The sequence below is a fragment of the Erythrobacter sp. S259 genome (genome assembly GCF_057364965.1).
Genome location: NZ_CP200286.1, coordinates 1,083,572 through 1,099,482, shown reverse-complemented (window position 1 = coordinate 1,099,482; position 15,911 = coordinate 1,083,572). Strand labels below are relative to the sequence as shown.

Below are 15,911 nucleotides of genomic sequence, written 5' to 3'. Positions count from 1 at the left end.
TGAGTAATCGTGGGACAGCGCTCTGGAGCGGCCCTTTTGATGGAATGCCTGATCAACCAAGGGGTTGAATATGTCTTCGGCTATCCCGGCGGCGCGGTGCTCCCTATCTATGACGAGCTTTTTGGTGATGAAAGGATCAGGCACATCCTCGTTCGCCACGAAGCGGGCGCGGCTCATGCGGCAGAAGGCTATGCGCGGGCCACTGGCAAGCCGGGCGTAGTCCTCGTCACCTCCGGCCCTGGCGCGACCAATGCAGTGACAGGCATTGCCGATGCATGGATGGACTCGATCCCTATGGTAGTCATCACCGGTCAGGTCCCATCCGGCCTTATCGGAACCGATGCGTTCCAAGAGGCGGACACTGTCGGCATCACCCGGCACTGCACCAAACACAACTATCTGGTAAAAGACCCTGCGGAACTTGTCGCGACGCTCGAAGAAGCCTTTCGCATAGCCACCACTGGGCGTCCCGGCCCCGTTGTGGTTGACATCCCCAAGGACGTGCAGATCGCTGTTCCATCGGAGAGCCGCGACCATGTTGCTCACCATGGCTCGCATCGCTACAACCCGCAAACAGTCGCGCCAGCAGAGCAGATTGCCGAGGCGATTGAGATGATCGCTGAGGCGGATGCGCCGGTCTTTTACACTGGCGGCGGCGTTATCAATTCAGGCCCGCGCGCGAGCGAGCTTTTGCGCCAGTTCCAAGATTTGACCGGTGCGCCGACGACTTCGACCTTGATGGGTCTTGGCTGCTTTCCCAACACCCATCCCGATTGGCTCGGGATGCTTGGCATGCACGGCACTTATGAAGCCAATCTGGCGATGAATAAGTGCGATGTGATGGTCTGCATCGGTGCGCGTTTTGACGACCGGGTGACAGGGCGTCTCGACGCATTCAGCCCGGACTCCAAGAAAATCCACATTGATATTGACCGCTCCTCGATCAACAAAACCGTGCCCGTCGATATGGGCATTGTCGGCGACTGTGCGACCGTTCTGGAGCAGCTTATTGCTGCATGGGGTGACCGAAAGCCCCGCGATCTTGGCGAATGGAAGGCGCGCATTGCTGGTTGGCGCGCGCGTGAGTGCCTAGCCTACCCTGAAACCTCGCGTGCTGATGCAAACGCCATCATGCCGCAAAAGGCGATTGAGCGGCTCTATGCCCTCACCCACGAGCAGTCCCCTATCATCACCACCGAAGTCGGCCAGCACCAGATGTGGGCGGCGCAGTATTTCGGGTTCGATAAGCCCAACAAATGGCTCACCTCAGGCGGGCTTGGCACCATGGGTTACGGCCTTCCAGCGGCCATAGGCGCGCAATTGGGCAATCCCGATGCGCTGGTCATTGATGTGGCGGGGGAAGCCAGTATTCAGATGAATATTCAAGAGCTTGGAACGGCTTCTCAATACCGTCTTCCGGTCAAGATATTCATCTTGAACAACGAATATATGGGCATGGTACGCCAGTGGCAGGAGCTGACCTACGAAAGCCGCTATTCCAACTCCTATTCCGACAGCCTGCCCGACTTTGTGGCGCTGGGGGAGGCATACGGGTGGAAAGGTATTCGCATCACCGATAAGGGTGAACTCGACGCCGGTATCCAAGCGATGATTGACCACGACGGGCCAGTGATCGTCGATTGCTGCGTTGCCAAAGACGCGAATTGCTTCCCGATGATCCCCTCAGGCGCAGCGCACACCGAAATGCTGCTTTACGGCGATCAGGTTGACGGCACGATGGATGATGAAGCGAAGGCTCTTGTGTGATGAAAATCAAAAATGCCCAGAGCGAACGCCATGTTCTCACCATTACGGTCGACAATGAGCCGGGCATTCTGGCCAAAATCACCGGCCTATTCACCGCGCGTGGATACAACATCGACAGCCTCACCGTGGCCGATATCTCTGACGACCACGCGATCAGCCGGATCACCGTTGTCACCAACGGCCCGCCCGAGGTGATTGACCAGATTGAAGCGCAGTTGGAACGGCTCGTCCCGGTACACAAAGTCACTGACCTCACCGCCGCCGGCCCGCATGTGGAACGCGAGCTTGCTCTCATCAAAGTGGCTGGGAAAGGCGAGGCTCGGGTCGAAGCCTTGCGCATTGCCGATGTTTTCCGCGCCAATGTGGTCGACACCACAACCGAGAGCTTCGTTTTCGAACTCACCGGGTCGCCGGACAAGATCGATAGCTTCATCGCGCTTATGCGCGGCATCGGCCTTCAATCGGTGGGCCGCTCCGGCGTGGTCGGCATGATGCGCGGCAATCACGGTAATTAGTTTTTCGTCACCCCAGCGCAAGCTAGGGTCTCAAGCAACCAGGGGCAGAGTTTCGTAGCCCTAGATCCCAGCTTTCGCTGGGATGACGTAGGAAGAAGAAATACAATGAAAGTCTATTACGACGCCGACGCGGACTTGGGCCTCGTCAAATCCAAGAAAATCGCCGTTCTCGGCTATGGCTCGCAAGGTCACGCCCACGCACAAAACCTACGCGACAGCGGTGTGGCAGAAGTTGCCATCGCACTGCGTGAAGGCTCAGCCACGGCCAAAAAGGCTGAGGATGCAGGCTTTAAAGTGCTCTCCAACAAGGACGCGGCTGAATGGGCCGATATCCTTATGATCTTGGCTCCCGATGAGCATCAAGCAGCGATCTATGCCGATGACATTCATGGCCGCATGAAGCCAGGCTCAGCGCTTGCCTTTGCACACGGCCTCAACATCCACTTTGGCCTCATCGAGGCGCAAGACGATATCGACGTCATCATGATCGCGCCCAAAGGCCCCGGCCACACAGTGCGCAGCGAATACCAACGCGGCGGCGGTGTCCCCTGCCTGATCGCCATCCATCAGGATGCGAGCGGCGCGGCTAAAGACGTCGCCCTCGCCTATGCTTCTGGTGTTGGCGGCGGCCGCTCTGGCATCATCGAAACCAACTTTCGCGAAGAGTGCGAAACTGATCTGTTTGGTGAACAAGCTGTTTTGTGCGGCGGCATCACCCACCTCATCCAAGCGGGCTTCGAAACGCTGACCGAAGCTGGCTACGCCCCTGAAATGGCGTATTTTGAGTGCCTTCACGAGACCAAGCTCATCGTCGATCTGCTTTATGAAGGCGGCATTGCGAACATGCGCTATTCGATCTCGAACACCGCAGAGTATGGCGACATCACCACCGGCCCGCGCATCATCACCGATGAGACCAAAGCCGAAATGAAGCGTGTGCTCGACGACATCCAATCAGGCCGATTTGTGAAAGACTTCGTTCTCGACAACCGCGCTGGGCAGCCTGAGCTCAAAGCCGCCCGCAAACGCGCAGAGGCACATCCCATCGAGAAAACCGGCTCAGAGCTTCGTGCTATGATGCCATGGATCAGCGCCAATAAGCTGGTCGACAAAGCGAAAAACTAACCTTGTGCGGGTCCCCGCGAAGGCGGGGGCCTCACGCCGCCTGGGTGCAACATCGAGGGAGACCCCGCCTTCGCGGGGGTTCACCATTGTGTTAGGATGCGCACAAGGAAAGGGGATTACATGCCAAAACGCGACGTCACGCTCATGCCGTTCGTCAGTTTCTATCCGGCCTATGTCAATAAGGTCGAGAAGAAAGGACGCACTAAGGCTGAGCTTGATCGGGTCCTGTGCTGGCTGACCGGCTTTTCGCAAGATCAACTCGATGCGCATCTTGAGGCCAAAACCGATTGCCGCAGTCTTATCGATGCAGCGCCCCTCAACCCAGACCGGGCCTTGATCAAAGGCGTCGTCTGCGGTGTGCGGGTGGAAGAGGTCGAGGAACCCTACATGCGCGAGCTTCGCTATATGGACAAGCTAGTCGACGAGCTTGCTAGGGGCAAAAAAATGGAGAGCATTCTGCGCAGTCCCTAATGCAGGCTTCTCAAACCACCCGTATCATTTATGCTCTTTGCGCCGTCGCATTTGTGGTGATCATCGCGCGCGCCTATTTCAATGTGAAAGGGCCTGACGCCCTCCAACCCGTCGTCCCACAATCGGAGGTCCAAGCCTTCGCCCGCGAGCAGTTGGATGCTCTTCAGGAACGCAGTTTCGCTGAGAATATTGAACTTTGCGGGATTATCTTTGAGACCAGCGAAGCGCAATTGGGGGCCTCTTTCCCCAAGGACGGGGATGAGGCAACATGTGATCTCCTCTTTTTCGACGAACCTGGCATGGTTCCAATCGCCAGCTTTCACACCCATGGACGATTTAGCCGCGATTATGACAGCGAGGTTCCTTCAATCACCGATATCAAAAGTGATGTAGAGAGCGGGATTGACGGATATATAGCAACGCCTGGGGGCCGGTTTTGGTGGATCAACCATGAAACAGGTCTGGCCCGGCTCGTGTGCGGTGCTGATTGTATGGTGCAAGACGCGCGCTACCGGCCCTGTGCTGCCGATGAGATCGCACCGACCTATTCAATCGATCAACTGTCAGATCGCTTTCGCGGGCCAGAGCCCAATTGCTAAGGCCTGATGGAGAGTGAAATTACCTGAAAAAGAGCGTGGTCGAAGGAGCTAGGAGGAATGACCCTCCGACCACACTCAAGCACGCGCCCGTCAGGCAGCAGGCGCGCAACCTAGCGGATTAATCATTCAGCGCCGCAGCCGCCGCAGCCGCCGCAGGCACCACACGCACCGCAAGCGCCACACGCACCGCAGGCACCACCACCGCAAGCGCCACACGCACCGCAAGCGCCACATGCACCACAGCCGCCGCAAGCGCTGCAACCAGAGGCATTGCAGCTTTTGGCTTTACACGATGCGGCGCGGCACCCGGCGGCACATTGAGCGAACGCTGGCGCACCGGCGCTCGCTACCGCGAGACCGCCTGCTACCATCAACATTTTTGCGAAACTTGCTTTCTTAGTCATTGTTCTTCCTTCCGTACTCACTCGATTAAAATGGGTTATTTTGTGATCTGCCACGACCTTAAAGTCGCGGGAGAATAAAGGGGTCAGTTGAAAAGTTCAGAGCTTTCAGTCGCCAAACTTCTTGCCGTCGGGCACTTTGGTCCAGGCGGGATCAGATTTCGCAATGAAACCATCTATGTCGCCAAGCCAAGTGGTCTGCACATTGCGATTGAAGTTCAGATAAAGCTTCCCATCGTGAATCTTGTAGAGAGTTGGATCTCCAGGAGCGAGCGAGCCGCGGCTCATCGCCCAGGCGCAGTGGCCTCCATACTGAGGGGCATATGCATCAGGATTTGCTTTAAAAGCGTTCAAGTTCGCTTGGCTTGAGAAATGAAACACAGCGCCGTTATGCTTCGCTTTGAAGTTTGCGCTGCCACGGACAGGTTTGCCATTACCTTTAAAATAGCTGACCGTGTCGTAGCCGCTCACAGCAACATTGCCCCCTTCAACACCGACGAAGATGCCGCCGTCTGCCATTACAGGAGCGCTCACTGCGACGGGGGCGGCAAGCGCGGCAGCAGCTGCTACCATTAAATACCTGAGTTTCATTTGTAGTCTCCTTAAATTCCGCTTCGGGACAAGCGCCCTGAGAGATATTCATGGTGCAGCGACTGCAAGGGCTGATCAGGCAAGGGTGTCAGGGGAGAGCCGGAATTTGGAGGGACCCGGCGTGAACCTGATGAGCGCCTTGCAGCCGCGCACATCTGTTGTTTCGCGACTTTGATGCGTTTGGTGACACTTGACCGAAAAAAAGTTTGCAGCAGTGTATCTCGACACCGATGTGGCAATCAGTCACAGCCAAGCGCGACAGGGATTCTGAAAGATATGCGCCTCACGGACTGCCACAATATTGAAGATTTTCGCCGCCTTGCACGCTCACGGCTTCCCTTCCCTGTGTTCGAATATATTGATGGCGCCGCCGATGATGAGCTGACCAAAGCGCGCAATACAGACAGCTACGACAGCGTTGATCTGGTGCCCGATGTGCTTGCAGGGGTTGAGAATATCGACACGTCCTGCACAATCCTTAAGCGCCAGAGCGCCCTGCCACTGATCCTGTCGCCCACCGCGGTTCAGCGCGCCTTCCATTGGCAGGGTGAAACTGCGGTTGCAAAGGCGGCTGAGAGGTTCGGTTTGTGGTTTGGTATTTCAAGCCTTGCGACCCGCTCAATCGAAGAGATCGCACAGCTTACAAACGGCCCGAAGATGTTCCAGCTCTATGTTCACAAGGATAAAGGGCTGAACACCCACATGATAGAGCGGTGCCAAGAAGCAAAATTCGACGCGCTAGCCTTGACGGTGGACACTATCGTTTCAGGCAAGCGCGAGCGCTGTTTGCGCAGCGGCTTTACCACGCCTCCCCGTTTCACTCCTTCAAGCGTGCTGAGTTACGCCGCCCGCCCGCGCTGGACGCTCGATTATCTTTTTCGTGAGAAATTCCGCCTCCCCAATCTCGATACCCATATAAGCGAGGGATCGAGCGAGGCTGTGAGTATTGCGGAATACTTCAACACCATGCTCGACACGTCGATGAATTGGGACACCGCCGCCGCCATCCGCGAGCAATGGGGCGGCACTTTCGTGCTTAAGGGCGTAATGAGTGCTGGCGATGCGCGGCGCGCGGTTGAGATTGGCGCGGACGCTATCATGATTTCTAACCATGGTGGCCGCCAATTGGACGGCGCCCGCGCGCCCTTTGATCAACTGCCAGAGATTGTTGATGCGGTCGGCGGTGAGATTGAGATCATCTGCGATGGCGGCATTCGGCGCGGAACACATGTGTTAAAAGCTATGTGCAGCGGGGCAACAGCGGCCTCTGGCGGGCGACTTTATCTTTACGCACTTGCCGCAGCGGGACAAAACGGTGTCGAACGCGCGCTTTCAATTCTCAAAGACGAGTTCGAACGCGGTATGCGTCTCATGGGTGTCACATCTGTAGACCAATTGACGCAGGCCCGGCTAAGGCACCGCAACTAAGCGCCAGATTAAAGGGGAACGGCCATGAGAACACTATCCGCAGCAATCCTTGCGATCGCCGTTTCCGCATGCGGCGCGAGCTCCGAGAGCGGACGTGAATCCGCCGATGATTTTGCTGCGCGTATTAATGGCGACGCTGATAAGACGGACGCTGCCGGGGCTGAGGCCACGACCGCGACCACGGCCGCGCCTCTGACCACGCCGACAAGCACGCCAACTATCGCAGCGCCCTTGCCCCAAGCCGCCGAAGGCGCGTTTGCACCGGGCACTTTGACCGACCCGCAAAGCTCTGTGTGCGCGGCCAATCTGATGGGTGACTATATCGGCAAGCCCGCAGATGAAGAGGCAAAGCTGGCCATTATGGTGGCGGCCGCTAGCGCATCTGAGGTGCGGTTTGTGACACCAGGGGGCGCTACGGTGAATCCCGATCCAACGAGCCCTCGTCTCAACATCATGATCGACAATCTCGGCGTCATTCGTGACGCTCGCTGCGGTTAGCGGCTATTCGCTTGCTAGCAAGTCACATGTCACAAAAAACCCGGCGCTGATTGCTCAACGCCGGGTTTTTTGCTTGTGAGTTCAGCGATCAGCCTTTGAAGTGTTCATCCGCTGAGTGTGTCGGGTAGTTCTTGTCACCGCTCTCGATGAAGCCAGGGATATCGGCTTCCCACTTGGTCTGAACATCTTTGCTGAAGTTCAGGTAGAGCGTGCCGTCTACAATTTCAAAGACCTCTGGATCGCCCGGTGCCAGTGCATCATTGGCGCCGATCGCCCAGGCGCAGTAACCGCCATATGCAGGAGCATATTTTGCAGGGTCTTCGATAAAGGTTTTGGCATTTTCTTCGTTTGCGAAGCGGTAGTCATAACCGTTGTAGCGTACCGTGAGGTCTTCGGTTCCTTCGACAGGAGTGCCCTCGCCTACAAAGTAGCTGACCACGTCATAACCGCGCACTGCCAACGTATCGCCCTTGTTCTCGGTGTAGATCGGGTTTTCCGCCTCGCCGCCAAGATCGGCGTAAAGCTCTCCGCCTTGCGGTTCGGACACTTCCGCTGCCATCATGGAATCGCTTTCAGCGGCATTTTCAGCGGGCGCGCTGCACGCAGCAACGGTTGCCAGCAGGGCAAGTGTAAACACTGATTTCGTCATCGGGGTATCCTCCATTTGTGGTAACTTTTTCCCAAGCTGCCTGATTGCTGGGACGATAGCTGTTTCGCAGACCAGTGACGATAGGTTACAGGAAAAAGAGCAGCGCTTCAAAAAATTTTGAAATTGTCTGGAAACTGGGCATTACAGGCAGCGCATTTTCTTGCACTGGTCTCATAAATCGGCAAAGACTACACCTATGACTTACGGCCACACGCTACTCCTGCGACTTATCCGCCCTTGGGCGGAGTAGGGCTTCGCGCGTGAAGATGGCGAGGCCCACTGTCCAAGGGTCTGCCTAACGGTCCACCGGGCCATCACTCCGAAAATGAAATATGAGCTGAGCGAGCCTAAGCCATGCTGAAAAATCCTGCTGCCAAATACCGCCCCTTTCCTCAAATCAATATTCAGGATCGCCAATGGCCATCGCGCGTGATCGACAAAGCCCCGCGCTGGCTCTCCACTGATCTGCGCGATGGCAATCAGTCGATCATTGATCCCATGGATGCGGTCAAGAAACGCCGCTTCTTTGACCTGCTTATAGAGGTAGGCGTTAAAGAGATCGAGGTTGGCTTTCCGAGCGCTGGCGCGACCGAGTTCGACTTTATCTCTGGCCTTGTTAGGGACGATGCGGTGCCAGATGATGTTTTGGTGCAAGTGCTTACACAAAGCCGCGAAGACCTCATCCGCACCTCGTTTGAGAGCCTTCGCGGTGCCCGTGCGGCCATCGTCCACCTCTATAATGCGGTGAGCCCCGCCTGGCGCGATATCGTGTTCAGAATGAGCAAAGACGAAGTGCGCGAGATCGCAAAGTCAGGCGCAAAAGTGATGCGCGATTGCGCGAGCGCACAGCCCGATACCGATTGGCATTTCCAATATTCGCCAGAGACATTCTCCACCGCAGAAATCGACTTCTCTATCGAAGTGTGTGCTGCCGTGATGGAAGTGCTTCAGCCCACACCTGAAAAGCCGATCATCCTAAACCTGCCCGCCACCGTCGAAGCGGCGACACCCAATATATACGCCGATCAGATCGAATATTTCTGCAAGCACCTGCCAAACCGCGAGAGCGCTGTAATCTCGCTTCATACCCACAATGATCGGGGCACAGGAGTGGCTGCTGCTGAGCTTGGTCTGATGGCAGGGGCTGACCGGGTTGAGGGGTGCCTGTTCGGCAATGGAGAGCGCACAGGCAATTGTTGCCTCGTCACCATGGCGCTTAATATGTATACGCAAGGCGTTGATCCGGAATTGGATTTCTCAGACATCGACCGTGTGATTGAAACGGTTGAATATTGCAACGACCTGCCCGTGCATGAACGCCACCCTTATGGCGGAGAGCTGGTCTACACCGCCTTTTCCGGCAGCCACCAAGACGCAATCAAAAAAGGCTTTGAAGCGCACGGCGCGCAAAATGATGAGCTGTGGCGCGTGCCGTACCTCCCGATTGATCCCGCTGACCTTGGCAGGGATTACGAAGCGGTCATCCGCGTCAATTCACAAAGCGGCAAAGGCGGCTTTGCCTGGGTGTTAGAACAAGATCAGGGCCTGAAACTGCCCAAGAAATTGCAGGCCGATTTCTCGCGCCATGTGCAGCATATAGCAGACGAGCTTGGCCGCGAGCTCAATGCCGCTGACATTTGGGACGCGTTCAAAGGCGCATACCACGTCGGCACGACGGACCGGAAATTCCAGCTTGTCGATTACGAGGAAAGCCGCGCGTCTGATGGCACCCGGCTGTTTGCTGGCAAGATCGCCGTCGATGGCGACGAACAGAGCGTCTCGGGCCGAGGAAACGGGCTTATCTCAAGCGTAGTGACCACGCTCGAGACTGCTTTTGATCTCAACATCAAGATCCTTGACTACACCGAGCATGCGCTTGGCACGGGCCGCGATGCAAAGGCGGCTGCATACCTGATGTGCCAATCTGGTGACCGGGTGATCTGGGGCTGCGGTATTGATGAAGACGTCGCCACCGCCAGCGTGCGCGCTGTGCTTAGCGCTGCGAATTCGGCCGCAGGCAGCTAACTCAGCATTGAACGGCGGGCGCTATCCCCCGCGCTTGTCCAAAATCGCTTCGATCTCGTCCATCACCGCATCCATGCGGTCGATCACGGCGTCGTAGGGCGCGCGCGTGCTCATATCGAGGCCTGCATCCTTCAGGATTTCGGTCGGATAATCTGATCCGCCCGCCTTCAGGAAATTGATGTAGGTGCCGCGCGCGGCGTCGCCGTTTTCCTTGATCTCACCAACGAAATAGGCCGCCCCCGCGATTGAGGTCGCGTATTGATAGACGTAAAAGTTGTAATAGAAGTGCGGAATGTAGGCCCACTCAATTGCCTCACGGTCGGTGATCTCCATGACCCCGGCGTCATGCCCGTGATAGCGCTTGAGTATCTCGCCGTACATCTGCGTCATTTTCGCGCCGGTCAAAGCCCCACCGCGCTCCACCGCTTCGTGGATAGCAAGCTCGAATTCTGAGAACATCACCTGGCGGAAGAAAGTGCCGCGCATCTTCTCGAGAGCTGCGCCAAGATAGAACAGGCGCTCTTCATCATCCTTGGCGTTCTCGAGCATGTAATCTTGCAGCATCAACTCTTGCGCAATCGCTGCGATCTCAGTGGTGAAGATCGAAAAGTTCGATGCCTCAAACGGCTGATTCTCATTGGTCAGCACCTGATGCATCGCATGGCCCCATTCGTGGGCATAGGTCGATGCTGAATTGTAGTCGTCCAGATGGTTGAGAAGGATCAGCGGGTTCACATCATAGGCGCCGCCCGACATATACGCGCCAGACCGCTTTCCGGGCTGCGGATAGACGTGCATCCATCGCTTCTGGCTGGCCGCATCAAACTTGGTCACAAACTCCTCGCCCAATGGCTCTGAAGCGGCCAGTACGAACTCGCGCGTTGTATCAATCGGAAAGGTCAGATCGGTTTCAACCAGCGGGGGATAGATATCGTGATAACCAAGATCATCTATTTCAAGCATTCTTGCGCGCAGTTCAAAATAGCGATGCAGCACGCCGATGCGGTCGTTCGTCACCTCGACAAGGGTGCGGTAAACCTCATTGGGGATGTTGTCGCCGGATAGGAAATACTCGAGCGTGTTATCATAGCCGCGCGCTTTGGCCGCGCCAACATTGCCCTGCACTTCGCCATTGAGCGCTGCGCCGTATGTGCTTTCATACTTCTTCCACGTGCCCCAAAATGCGTCAAATACGGCCACACGATCGGCGCGATTGGGCACCTGGCGATATTTGGCATAGCCTGAGGTGCTGATTTCCGCCTCAGTTCCATCACTCAAAGTGATAGTGGGCCATTCCATCTCCGCATTGGCCAGAAAGCTCCGCACGTTGCCCGAGGCACCAATTGCGCCGCCCATAAGCGCCAAAACCTGTTCGGTCTCTGGTGAGAGAACGTGTTCAGATTGGCGCAAAACATCGCGAAGGAAGAAAGCGTGCACTTCAAGGCCCGGCTCCTCAGCGATAAAGCCCATCAGCCTCTCTTCGCCAATCGCTGCGATTTCAGGCACCAGATATGCGCTTGCTGCCCCTGCTTGCCGGGCAAGCGCTCGCATACGGCCCGTTTTTGACTGCCCTTCAGGGTTGGCAAGGTTCGTATTGAGGCCATTGGAAGCATAGACGAGCATCCGAACCAATTCTTTAGTGAAGGCTGAACGCGCCTCGAGAGTAGCAAGCAAAGTGGCTGCATTATTGCCTAGCGTACCTTTGGCAGCGCCCATTGATTCAATCTCGCCGCGCAGGCGATCATATTCTGCGTTCCAAGCATCATCGTTTTCGTAGAAAGGCGTGAGATCCCATGTATTTGCATCGACCGCGAGGGCGGTCTCTGTGTCGGCAGTGGATTCCTGCGCACTAGCAGGCATTGCAAGCAGCGCGCTGGAGGCAAGCGCGAGAGCCAGAACCCGGCTGGAGATGCGCGATACAAATTTGGCCATGGCTTTTAAGTCCCTACAAGTTGAATGGAGCTACACTGAACGCTCAATCAGGCAATTTGCAATTACGATAAGGTTGAATGCTCAAGAGCCATCGATGAATGCCAACTGCCTTGGCGTTTCCTACTTCCTGATGGAAAGTATATGGCTTTCGTATGGAAAGAACAGCCTCCCCTTGCCCGCACGTTCAAATGCGCCTGCTGCGTGCCAAGCTTAGGGGTGTTTTTGCAAGCATTGCAAGGGCCAGGCTTTTATGTCCCTGAACAGTGTGCCAAGTATGCCAAAATTGGCTTACAACGCTAAGAATGTGAAATAGCGGTGTTGTACCTGCCTGGCATGATGAGGGAGACATTTGCCAATGACTGAAAGCATCCTCGAACCTGACTTGCCGATCATCGACCCCCATCACCATTTGTGGGATCTGCGGCCTATGCTTCCCATGTTCCCAAAGCCGCACCACCGTTTCATCGAAACACTTTTGCCAGTCGCGCACTACACCTTTGATCAGTTTAATTCTGAGATCGCGGCAAGCGGACACAATGTCATCGCAAGTGTCTTTATGGAATGCGGTGCTTTCTACAACGCGGCTTATGGTGAGGCGCTGAAAACCGTGGGCGAGGTTGAGTATGTGAACGGCGTCGCTGCTCAAAGCGCAAGCGGCCTGTACGGCGACACGCGTCTTTGTGCAGGCATTGTGGGACATGCCGATTTGATGCTGGGCGCAGGCGCTGGCGAGGTGCTCGACGCTTTGACAGCGGCTGCCCCTTCCCGCCTTAAAGGTATTCGCCATCAAGGCGCATGGGACGCTGATCCCGAAGTGCTCGGCCCTCCCTTTCACGCGCCGCCTGAACTCTACCGCGATCCGGCTTTCCGCGAAGGCTTTGCTGAGCTGGGTAAACGCGGCCTTAGCTTTGATGCTTGGGTATTGGAGCCGCAAATTGGCGATGTGATCGACCTAGCACGCGCATTTCCTGACACCCCGATCTGCCTTGATCACTGCGGCACCCCGCTTGGCAATGAGAGCTATTCAGGTAAGCTTGAAGAGCGCTTCCCACTCTGGCGCGATGCCATCATGGAACTTGGTCAATGCGAAAATGTCATGGTAAAGCTGGGCGGGCTTGCCATGTCCAATTGCGCCCTTCCGCCAGAAGGCCCTGCCGCCGGTTGGTCTTCTGAAAAACTCGCTCCTTTGTGGAAGCCTTATATCGAAACCTGCATTGAGGCATTTGGCGCAAACCGCGCCATGTTTGAAAGCAATTACCCGGTCGACCGGTGGGGCGCGAGCTATCCGGTTTTGTGGAATACCTTCAAGCGGATTTCAGCCAATGCCAGCAACGACGAGAAAAGCGCGCTATATGCCGGGAACGCCGCGCGGTTCTATGGGTTAGAAGACCTGCTCGCCTGAGAACGGTTGTCTGATTGCGATTTGCAACCTAACGCTGGCGCCCAAAGTGATCAGGAGAGAATTTGATGGCCCTTCCCGCCCCGTTTGACCGTTTGCGCTTGCCGCTTATCGGTTCACCGCTTTTCATCGTGTCTGGCCCTGAGCTGGTGATTGCGCAGTGTAAGGCTGGGATTATCGGCAGCTTTCCAGCGCTGAATGCGCGTCCGCAAAGCCTGCTTGACGAGTGGCTGCACCAGATCACAGAAGAACTTGCCAAACACAACCGCGAGAACCCGGATAAGCCAGCGGCACCCTATGCGGTGAACCAAATCGTCCACAAGTCAAACGACCGGGTGATGCAGGACATGGCGACGTGCGAGAAATGGCAGGTTCCATTGGTGATCACCTCACTTGGCGCGCGCACTGAAATTTTTGAGGCGGTGCGCAATTGGGGCGGCATCACCATGCATGATGTGATCAACAACCGCTTTGCGAACAAAGCCATCGAGAAAGGCGCAGACGGCCTTATTCCAGTGGCAGCGGGCGCTGGAGGCCATGCAGGCACGCAGTCACCTTTCGCATTGGTTCGCGAAATTCGTGAGTGGTTTGATGGCCTTATCGCGCTCTCAGGCTCAATTGGCCACGGCGCCTCTATCTTGTCGGCACAGGCGGCAGGCGCAGATTTCGGCTATGCGGGAAGCGCCTTTATCGCGACCGAAGAAGCGAACGCTGATCAAGGTTATAAGCAAGGCATCGTAGACGGGTCAGCCGAAGGCATTGTCTATTCCAACCTCTTCACCGGCGTGCACGGCAATTATCTGCGCTCTTCCATCGAGAATGCCGGGATGGACCCTGACAACCTCCCGACAAGCGATCCATCAAAGATGAACTTCGGCTCTGGCGGCAACACCAAGGCCAAAGCTTGGAAAGACATTTGGGGCTCGGGTCAGGGCATTGGCGCGATCAAATCGGTCGGCACTGTCGAGGATATGGTCGCCCGCTTCGAGCGCGAATATCACGAAGCCCGTGCCCGTATGCTCGATATTTCTGGCTATACCTCGTGGAATACGCTGGCCGAAGCAGCGGAATAAGGCGCCTAGGTCGAGGACCACAACTGCTGGGCCATTGCGTCTAGCGTATCGAAGTTAAATCCCGTGCCCAACGGGTCTTTTCGGTTGAGCACAAAGTTTTTCCGCTCTGTGATAAGACGGATGCGTAGCGCTCTTTGGAGCAAGCGCATCCGCTCTAGAGCCTCGGTCCGCGCTGTTTCCGGGTCTTTCTTGCGCCATTGTGCCCAACGGCTTTCAATCCGGCCCACTCGCTCAATCACCAGCTCATTGTAAATCGGGTGAGGTCCGCGATGTAGCGGCAGACCGGTCTTCAATGATGTGTCTTCGGTTGATGGAAGCAAAAGGCCATTGAACCGAAAATCGTCAAAGCCGACCGGCACGCGGCCAACGCTTTCAAACATTCGGCGAAAATAGCGTTTTCCCAGCAGCTGCACTGGGCAGCAAATGGTGGCGTTGCAGCCCCGGATCGTAATGCGCAGAACCGCAGCGATTGACTGATTTGAATGTAATTGTGTTTCGCGTAGCACGACGGGGCCGCGTACCCTGCACTGTCGCCTGCGAATGTCTTCCAATTGTGCCCCGCGCTGTTTCCAGCGCTATGATCCCAGGCAACTGATCCCTCTTCGTAGGCGGTCACTCTCGCCATACTCTGACAAAATTTCCATTGCGGGAAGGACGCAGAACAAGGCCAGTGCCATCAGGCGCCACCACCCGCTCACTGGTTTCTACACCACCAACCAATACCAATTGGTTTATCAGGCGTACACCAAGACGAGTAGCAGCCACCTTGTCATGAGAAAGGGGCGGCTCGATCCGCAAATCCTGACCAATCCAATAGCTAAGGCCCTCACTTTGCAAGGCACCATCAGCCGCTTCGCGAAAGGCTGTTATGCCAAGCGCAGGGAACGGACCACCATCCAGCCAGGCAGTGATCACTGATTCAAAAAATTGCCGACCGATTACGCTCATCGAAGGCGGCCAGATCACAGCAGCAAGCTCATCGAAATGATCGACCAGATCGCGCGCAAGACCCAGCATGCTCATGGCAATAGGGAGCATCCTAGCCCCGCCTGAAAGATGATGACCGGGTGCCAGATGCAAGACTTCAAAGTCTTCTTCGCCAGGCAATTCGCTGATATCAAACTTGTGCCAGACGGGCGGAAAGCTGCTGCCTTTGCCTGGCGAAAGCCCCGCCAGATCAAACGTCAGGCCGTCGCGCAGAAGCTCAATCCAATCCTGATCACTGCGGGCTCTGGTTAAGGTTTCGGCGGGCTGCTCAACGTTTTCTCCATTCGCGCTCACCAGATGGAGCGGCGCTTCACCCAAGGGATCATGACTTATCGAAAGCGCTGGATAGCAAGCCGCAAATCGCTTGATAGCATGACGATCGGGCCGGTTGCCTTGCGAAAACAGGAGATACACTCCTGCAGGGCTTGAGAGGCTATTGTCCGTGATACCA

16 protein-coding genes are annotated in these 15,911 nt (G+C 56.2%); 10 read left to right on the top strand and 6 right to left on the bottom strand.

Features of this window, described 5'->3' with window-relative positions; genetic code table 11:
• The first annotated feature begins 6 nt into the window (after nucleotides 1-6).
• The 5 genes from ilvB (at nucleotide 7) to AC0V60_RS05150 (ending at nucleotide 4,477) form a co-directional block, all read left to right on the top strand.
• Nucleotides 7-1,767: a biosynthetic-type acetolactate synthase large subunit gene (gene ilvB / locus AC0V60_RS05170; protein ID WP_486179445.1), complete on the top strand. Its 1,761-nt coding sequence runs from the start codon at nucleotides 7-9 to the stop codon at nucleotides 1,765-1,767.
• Nucleotides 1,767-2,282 carry an acetolactate synthase small subunit gene (gene ilvN / locus AC0V60_RS05165; protein ID WP_486177441.1) on the top strand — a complete coding sequence of 172 codons (516 nt, stop codon included), beginning with the start codon at nucleotides 1,767-1,769 and terminating at the stop codon, nucleotides 2,280-2,282. Before ilvB ends, ilvN begins: the two co-directional genes overlap by 1 nt.
• 105 nt (nucleotides 2,283-2,387) lie before the next feature.
• Nucleotides 2,388-3,407 (top strand): ketol-acid reductoisomerase, encoded by a 1,020-nt coding sequence (gene ilvC / locus AC0V60_RS05160; RefSeq protein ID WP_486177440.1) that lies wholly within the window; start codon nucleotides 2,388-2,390, stop codon nucleotides 3,405-3,407.
• Between the two features lie 120 nt (nucleotides 3,408-3,527).
• Entirely contained in the window at nucleotides 3,528-3,878 is a 351-nt protein-coding gene (locus tag AC0V60_RS05155; protein WP_486177439.1) for a DUF2200 domain-containing protein, read from the top strand.
• The gene (locus tag AC0V60_RS05150) at nucleotides 3,878-4,477 is read left to right on the top strand and encodes a DUF4329 domain-containing protein (protein WP_486177438.1); all 600 of its coding nucleotides are present in this window, start codon (nucleotides 3,878-3,880) and stop codon (nucleotides 4,475-4,477) included. Before AC0V60_RS05155 ends, AC0V60_RS05150 begins: the two co-directional genes overlap by 1 nt.
• Before the next feature lie 118 nt (nucleotides 4,478-4,595).
• Here the strand turns inward: AC0V60_RS05150 and AC0V60_RS05145 are convergent, their stop codons facing one another.
• Both AC0V60_RS05145 and AC0V60_RS05140 read right to left on the bottom strand, forming a co-directional pair.
• Entirely contained in the window at nucleotides 4,596-4,814 is a 219-nt protein-coding gene (locus tag AC0V60_RS05145) for a hypothetical protein (RefSeq protein ID WP_486177437.1), read from the bottom strand.
• Nucleotides 4,815-4,986: 172 nt separating this feature from the next.
• Complete coding sequence (locus tag AC0V60_RS05140; RefSeq protein ID WP_486177436.1) at nucleotides 4,987-5,469, bottom strand: YHS domain-containing (seleno)protein; 483 nt, start codon at nucleotides 5,467-5,469, stop codon at nucleotides 4,987-4,989.
• Nucleotides 5,470-5,745: 276 nt separating this feature from the next.
• On the opposite strand from AC0V60_RS05140, the gene AC0V60_RS05135 reads away from it, so the two are divergent.
• Together AC0V60_RS05135 and AC0V60_RS05130 are read left to right on the top strand one after the other, a co-directional pair.
• Nucleotides 5,746-6,897, top strand: coding sequence for an alpha-hydroxy acid oxidase (locus AC0V60_RS05135; RefSeq protein ID WP_486177435.1), 1,152 nt, complete (start codon nucleotides 5,746-5,748; stop codon nucleotides 6,895-6,897).
• Between the two features lie 24 nt (nucleotides 6,898-6,921).
• Nucleotides 6,922-7,395, top strand: a complete 474-nt coding sequence (locus AC0V60_RS05130) for a hypothetical protein (RefSeq protein WP_486177434.1) — start codon at nucleotides 6,922-6,924, stop codon at nucleotides 7,393-7,395.
• Nucleotides 7,396-7,483: 88 nt separating this feature from the next.
• Here AC0V60_RS05130 and AC0V60_RS05125 read toward each other — a convergent pair whose 3' ends face one another.
• Nucleotides 7,484-8,044: a YHS domain-containing (seleno)protein gene (locus AC0V60_RS05125; RefSeq protein WP_486177433.1), complete on the bottom strand. Its 561-nt coding sequence runs from the start codon at nucleotides 8,042-8,044 to the stop codon at nucleotides 7,484-7,486.
• A gap of 354 nt (nucleotides 8,045-8,398) precedes the next feature.
• Between AC0V60_RS05125 and leuA the strand changes: the two genes are divergently transcribed.
• Entirely contained in the window at nucleotides 8,399-10,069 is a 1,671-nt protein-coding gene (gene leuA / locus AC0V60_RS05120) for a 2-isopropylmalate synthase (protein ID WP_486177432.1), read from the top strand.
• A gap of 21 nt (nucleotides 10,070-10,090) precedes the next feature.
• Here leuA and pepF read toward each other — a convergent pair whose 3' ends face one another.
• Nucleotides 10,091-12,001: an oligoendopeptidase F gene (pepF, locus tag AC0V60_RS05115; protein ID WP_486177431.1), complete on the bottom strand. Its 1,911-nt coding sequence runs from the start codon at nucleotides 11,999-12,001 to the stop codon at nucleotides 10,091-10,093.
• A 355-nt stretch (nucleotides 12,002-12,356) separates the two neighbouring features.
• On the opposite strand from pepF, the gene AC0V60_RS05110 reads away from it, so the two are divergent.
• Nucleotides 12,357-13,403: an amidohydrolase family protein gene (locus tag AC0V60_RS05110; protein ID WP_486177430.1), complete on the top strand. Its 1,047-nt coding sequence runs from the start codon at nucleotides 12,357-12,359 to the stop codon at nucleotides 13,401-13,403.
• A 65-nt stretch (nucleotides 13,404-13,468) separates the two neighbouring features.
• On the top strand, nucleotides 13,469-14,473 hold the full coding sequence (locus AC0V60_RS05105; RefSeq protein ID WP_486177429.1) for an NAD(P)H-dependent flavin oxidoreductase: 1,005 nt from the start codon (nucleotides 13,469-13,471) through the stop codon (nucleotides 14,471-14,473).
• A gap of 5 nt (nucleotides 14,474-14,478) precedes the next feature.
• Here AC0V60_RS05105 and AC0V60_RS05100 read toward each other — a convergent pair whose 3' ends face one another.
• Both AC0V60_RS05100 and AC0V60_RS05095 read right to left on the bottom strand, forming a co-directional pair.
• The gene (locus AC0V60_RS05100; RefSeq protein ID WP_486177428.1) at nucleotides 14,479-14,853 is read right to left on the bottom strand and encodes an AHH domain-containing protein; all 375 of its coding nucleotides are present in this window, start codon (nucleotides 14,851-14,853) and stop codon (nucleotides 14,479-14,481) included.
• A 232-nt stretch (nucleotides 14,854-15,085) separates the two neighbouring features.
• Nucleotides 15,086-15,754, bottom strand: coding sequence for a hypothetical protein (locus AC0V60_RS05095; RefSeq protein ID WP_486177427.1), 669 nt, complete (start codon nucleotides 15,752-15,754; stop codon nucleotides 15,086-15,088).
• Nucleotides 15,755-15,911: the final 157 nt, after the last annotated feature.

Coding starts and splice junctions, on each gene's coding strand:
- pepF (WP_486177431.1), bottom strand. CDS start 12,001: ATGGCCAAATTTGTATCGCGCATCTCCAGCCGGGTTCTGGCTCTCGCG.
- AC0V60_RS05140 (WP_486177436.1), bottom strand. CDS start 5,469: ATGAAACTCAGGTATTTAATGGTAGCAGCTGCTGCCGCGCTTGCCGCC.
- AC0V60_RS05150 (WP_486177438.1), top strand. CDS start 3,878: ATGCAGGCTTCTCAAACCACCCGTATCATTTATGCTCTTTGCGCCGTC.
- ilvC (WP_486177440.1), top strand. CDS start 2,388: ATGAAAGTCTATTACGACGCCGACGCGGACTTGGGCCTCGTCAAATCC.
- AC0V60_RS05105 (WP_486177429.1), top strand. CDS start 13,469: ATGGCCCTTCCCGCCCCGTTTGACCGTTTGCGCTTGCCGCTTATCGGT.
- AC0V60_RS05110 (WP_486177430.1), top strand. CDS start 12,357: ATGACTGAAAGCATCCTCGAACCTGACTTGCCGATCATCGACCCCCAT.
- AC0V60_RS05100 (WP_486177428.1), bottom strand. CDS start 14,853: ATGTTTGAAAGCGTTGGCCGCGTGCCGGTCGGCTTTGACGATTTTCGG.
- AC0V60_RS05130 (WP_486177434.1), top strand. CDS start 6,922: ATGAGAACACTATCCGCAGCAATCCTTGCGATCGCCGTTTCCGCATGC.
- AC0V60_RS05155 (WP_486177439.1), top strand. CDS start 3,528: ATGCCAAAACGCGACGTCACGCTCATGCCGTTCGTCAGTTTCTATCCG.
- AC0V60_RS05135 (WP_486177435.1), top strand. CDS start 5,746: ATGCGCCTCACGGACTGCCACAATATTGAAGATTTTCGCCGCCTTGCA.
- leuA (WP_486177432.1), top strand. CDS start 8,399: ATGCTGAAAAATCCTGCTGCCAAATACCGCCCCTTTCCTCAAATCAAT.
- ilvN (WP_486177441.1), top strand. CDS start 1,767: ATGAAAATCAAAAATGCCCAGAGCGAACGCCATGTTCTCACCATTACG.
- AC0V60_RS05125 (WP_486177433.1), bottom strand. CDS start 8,044: ATGACGAAATCAGTGTTTACACTTGCCCTGCTGGCAACCGTTGCTGCG.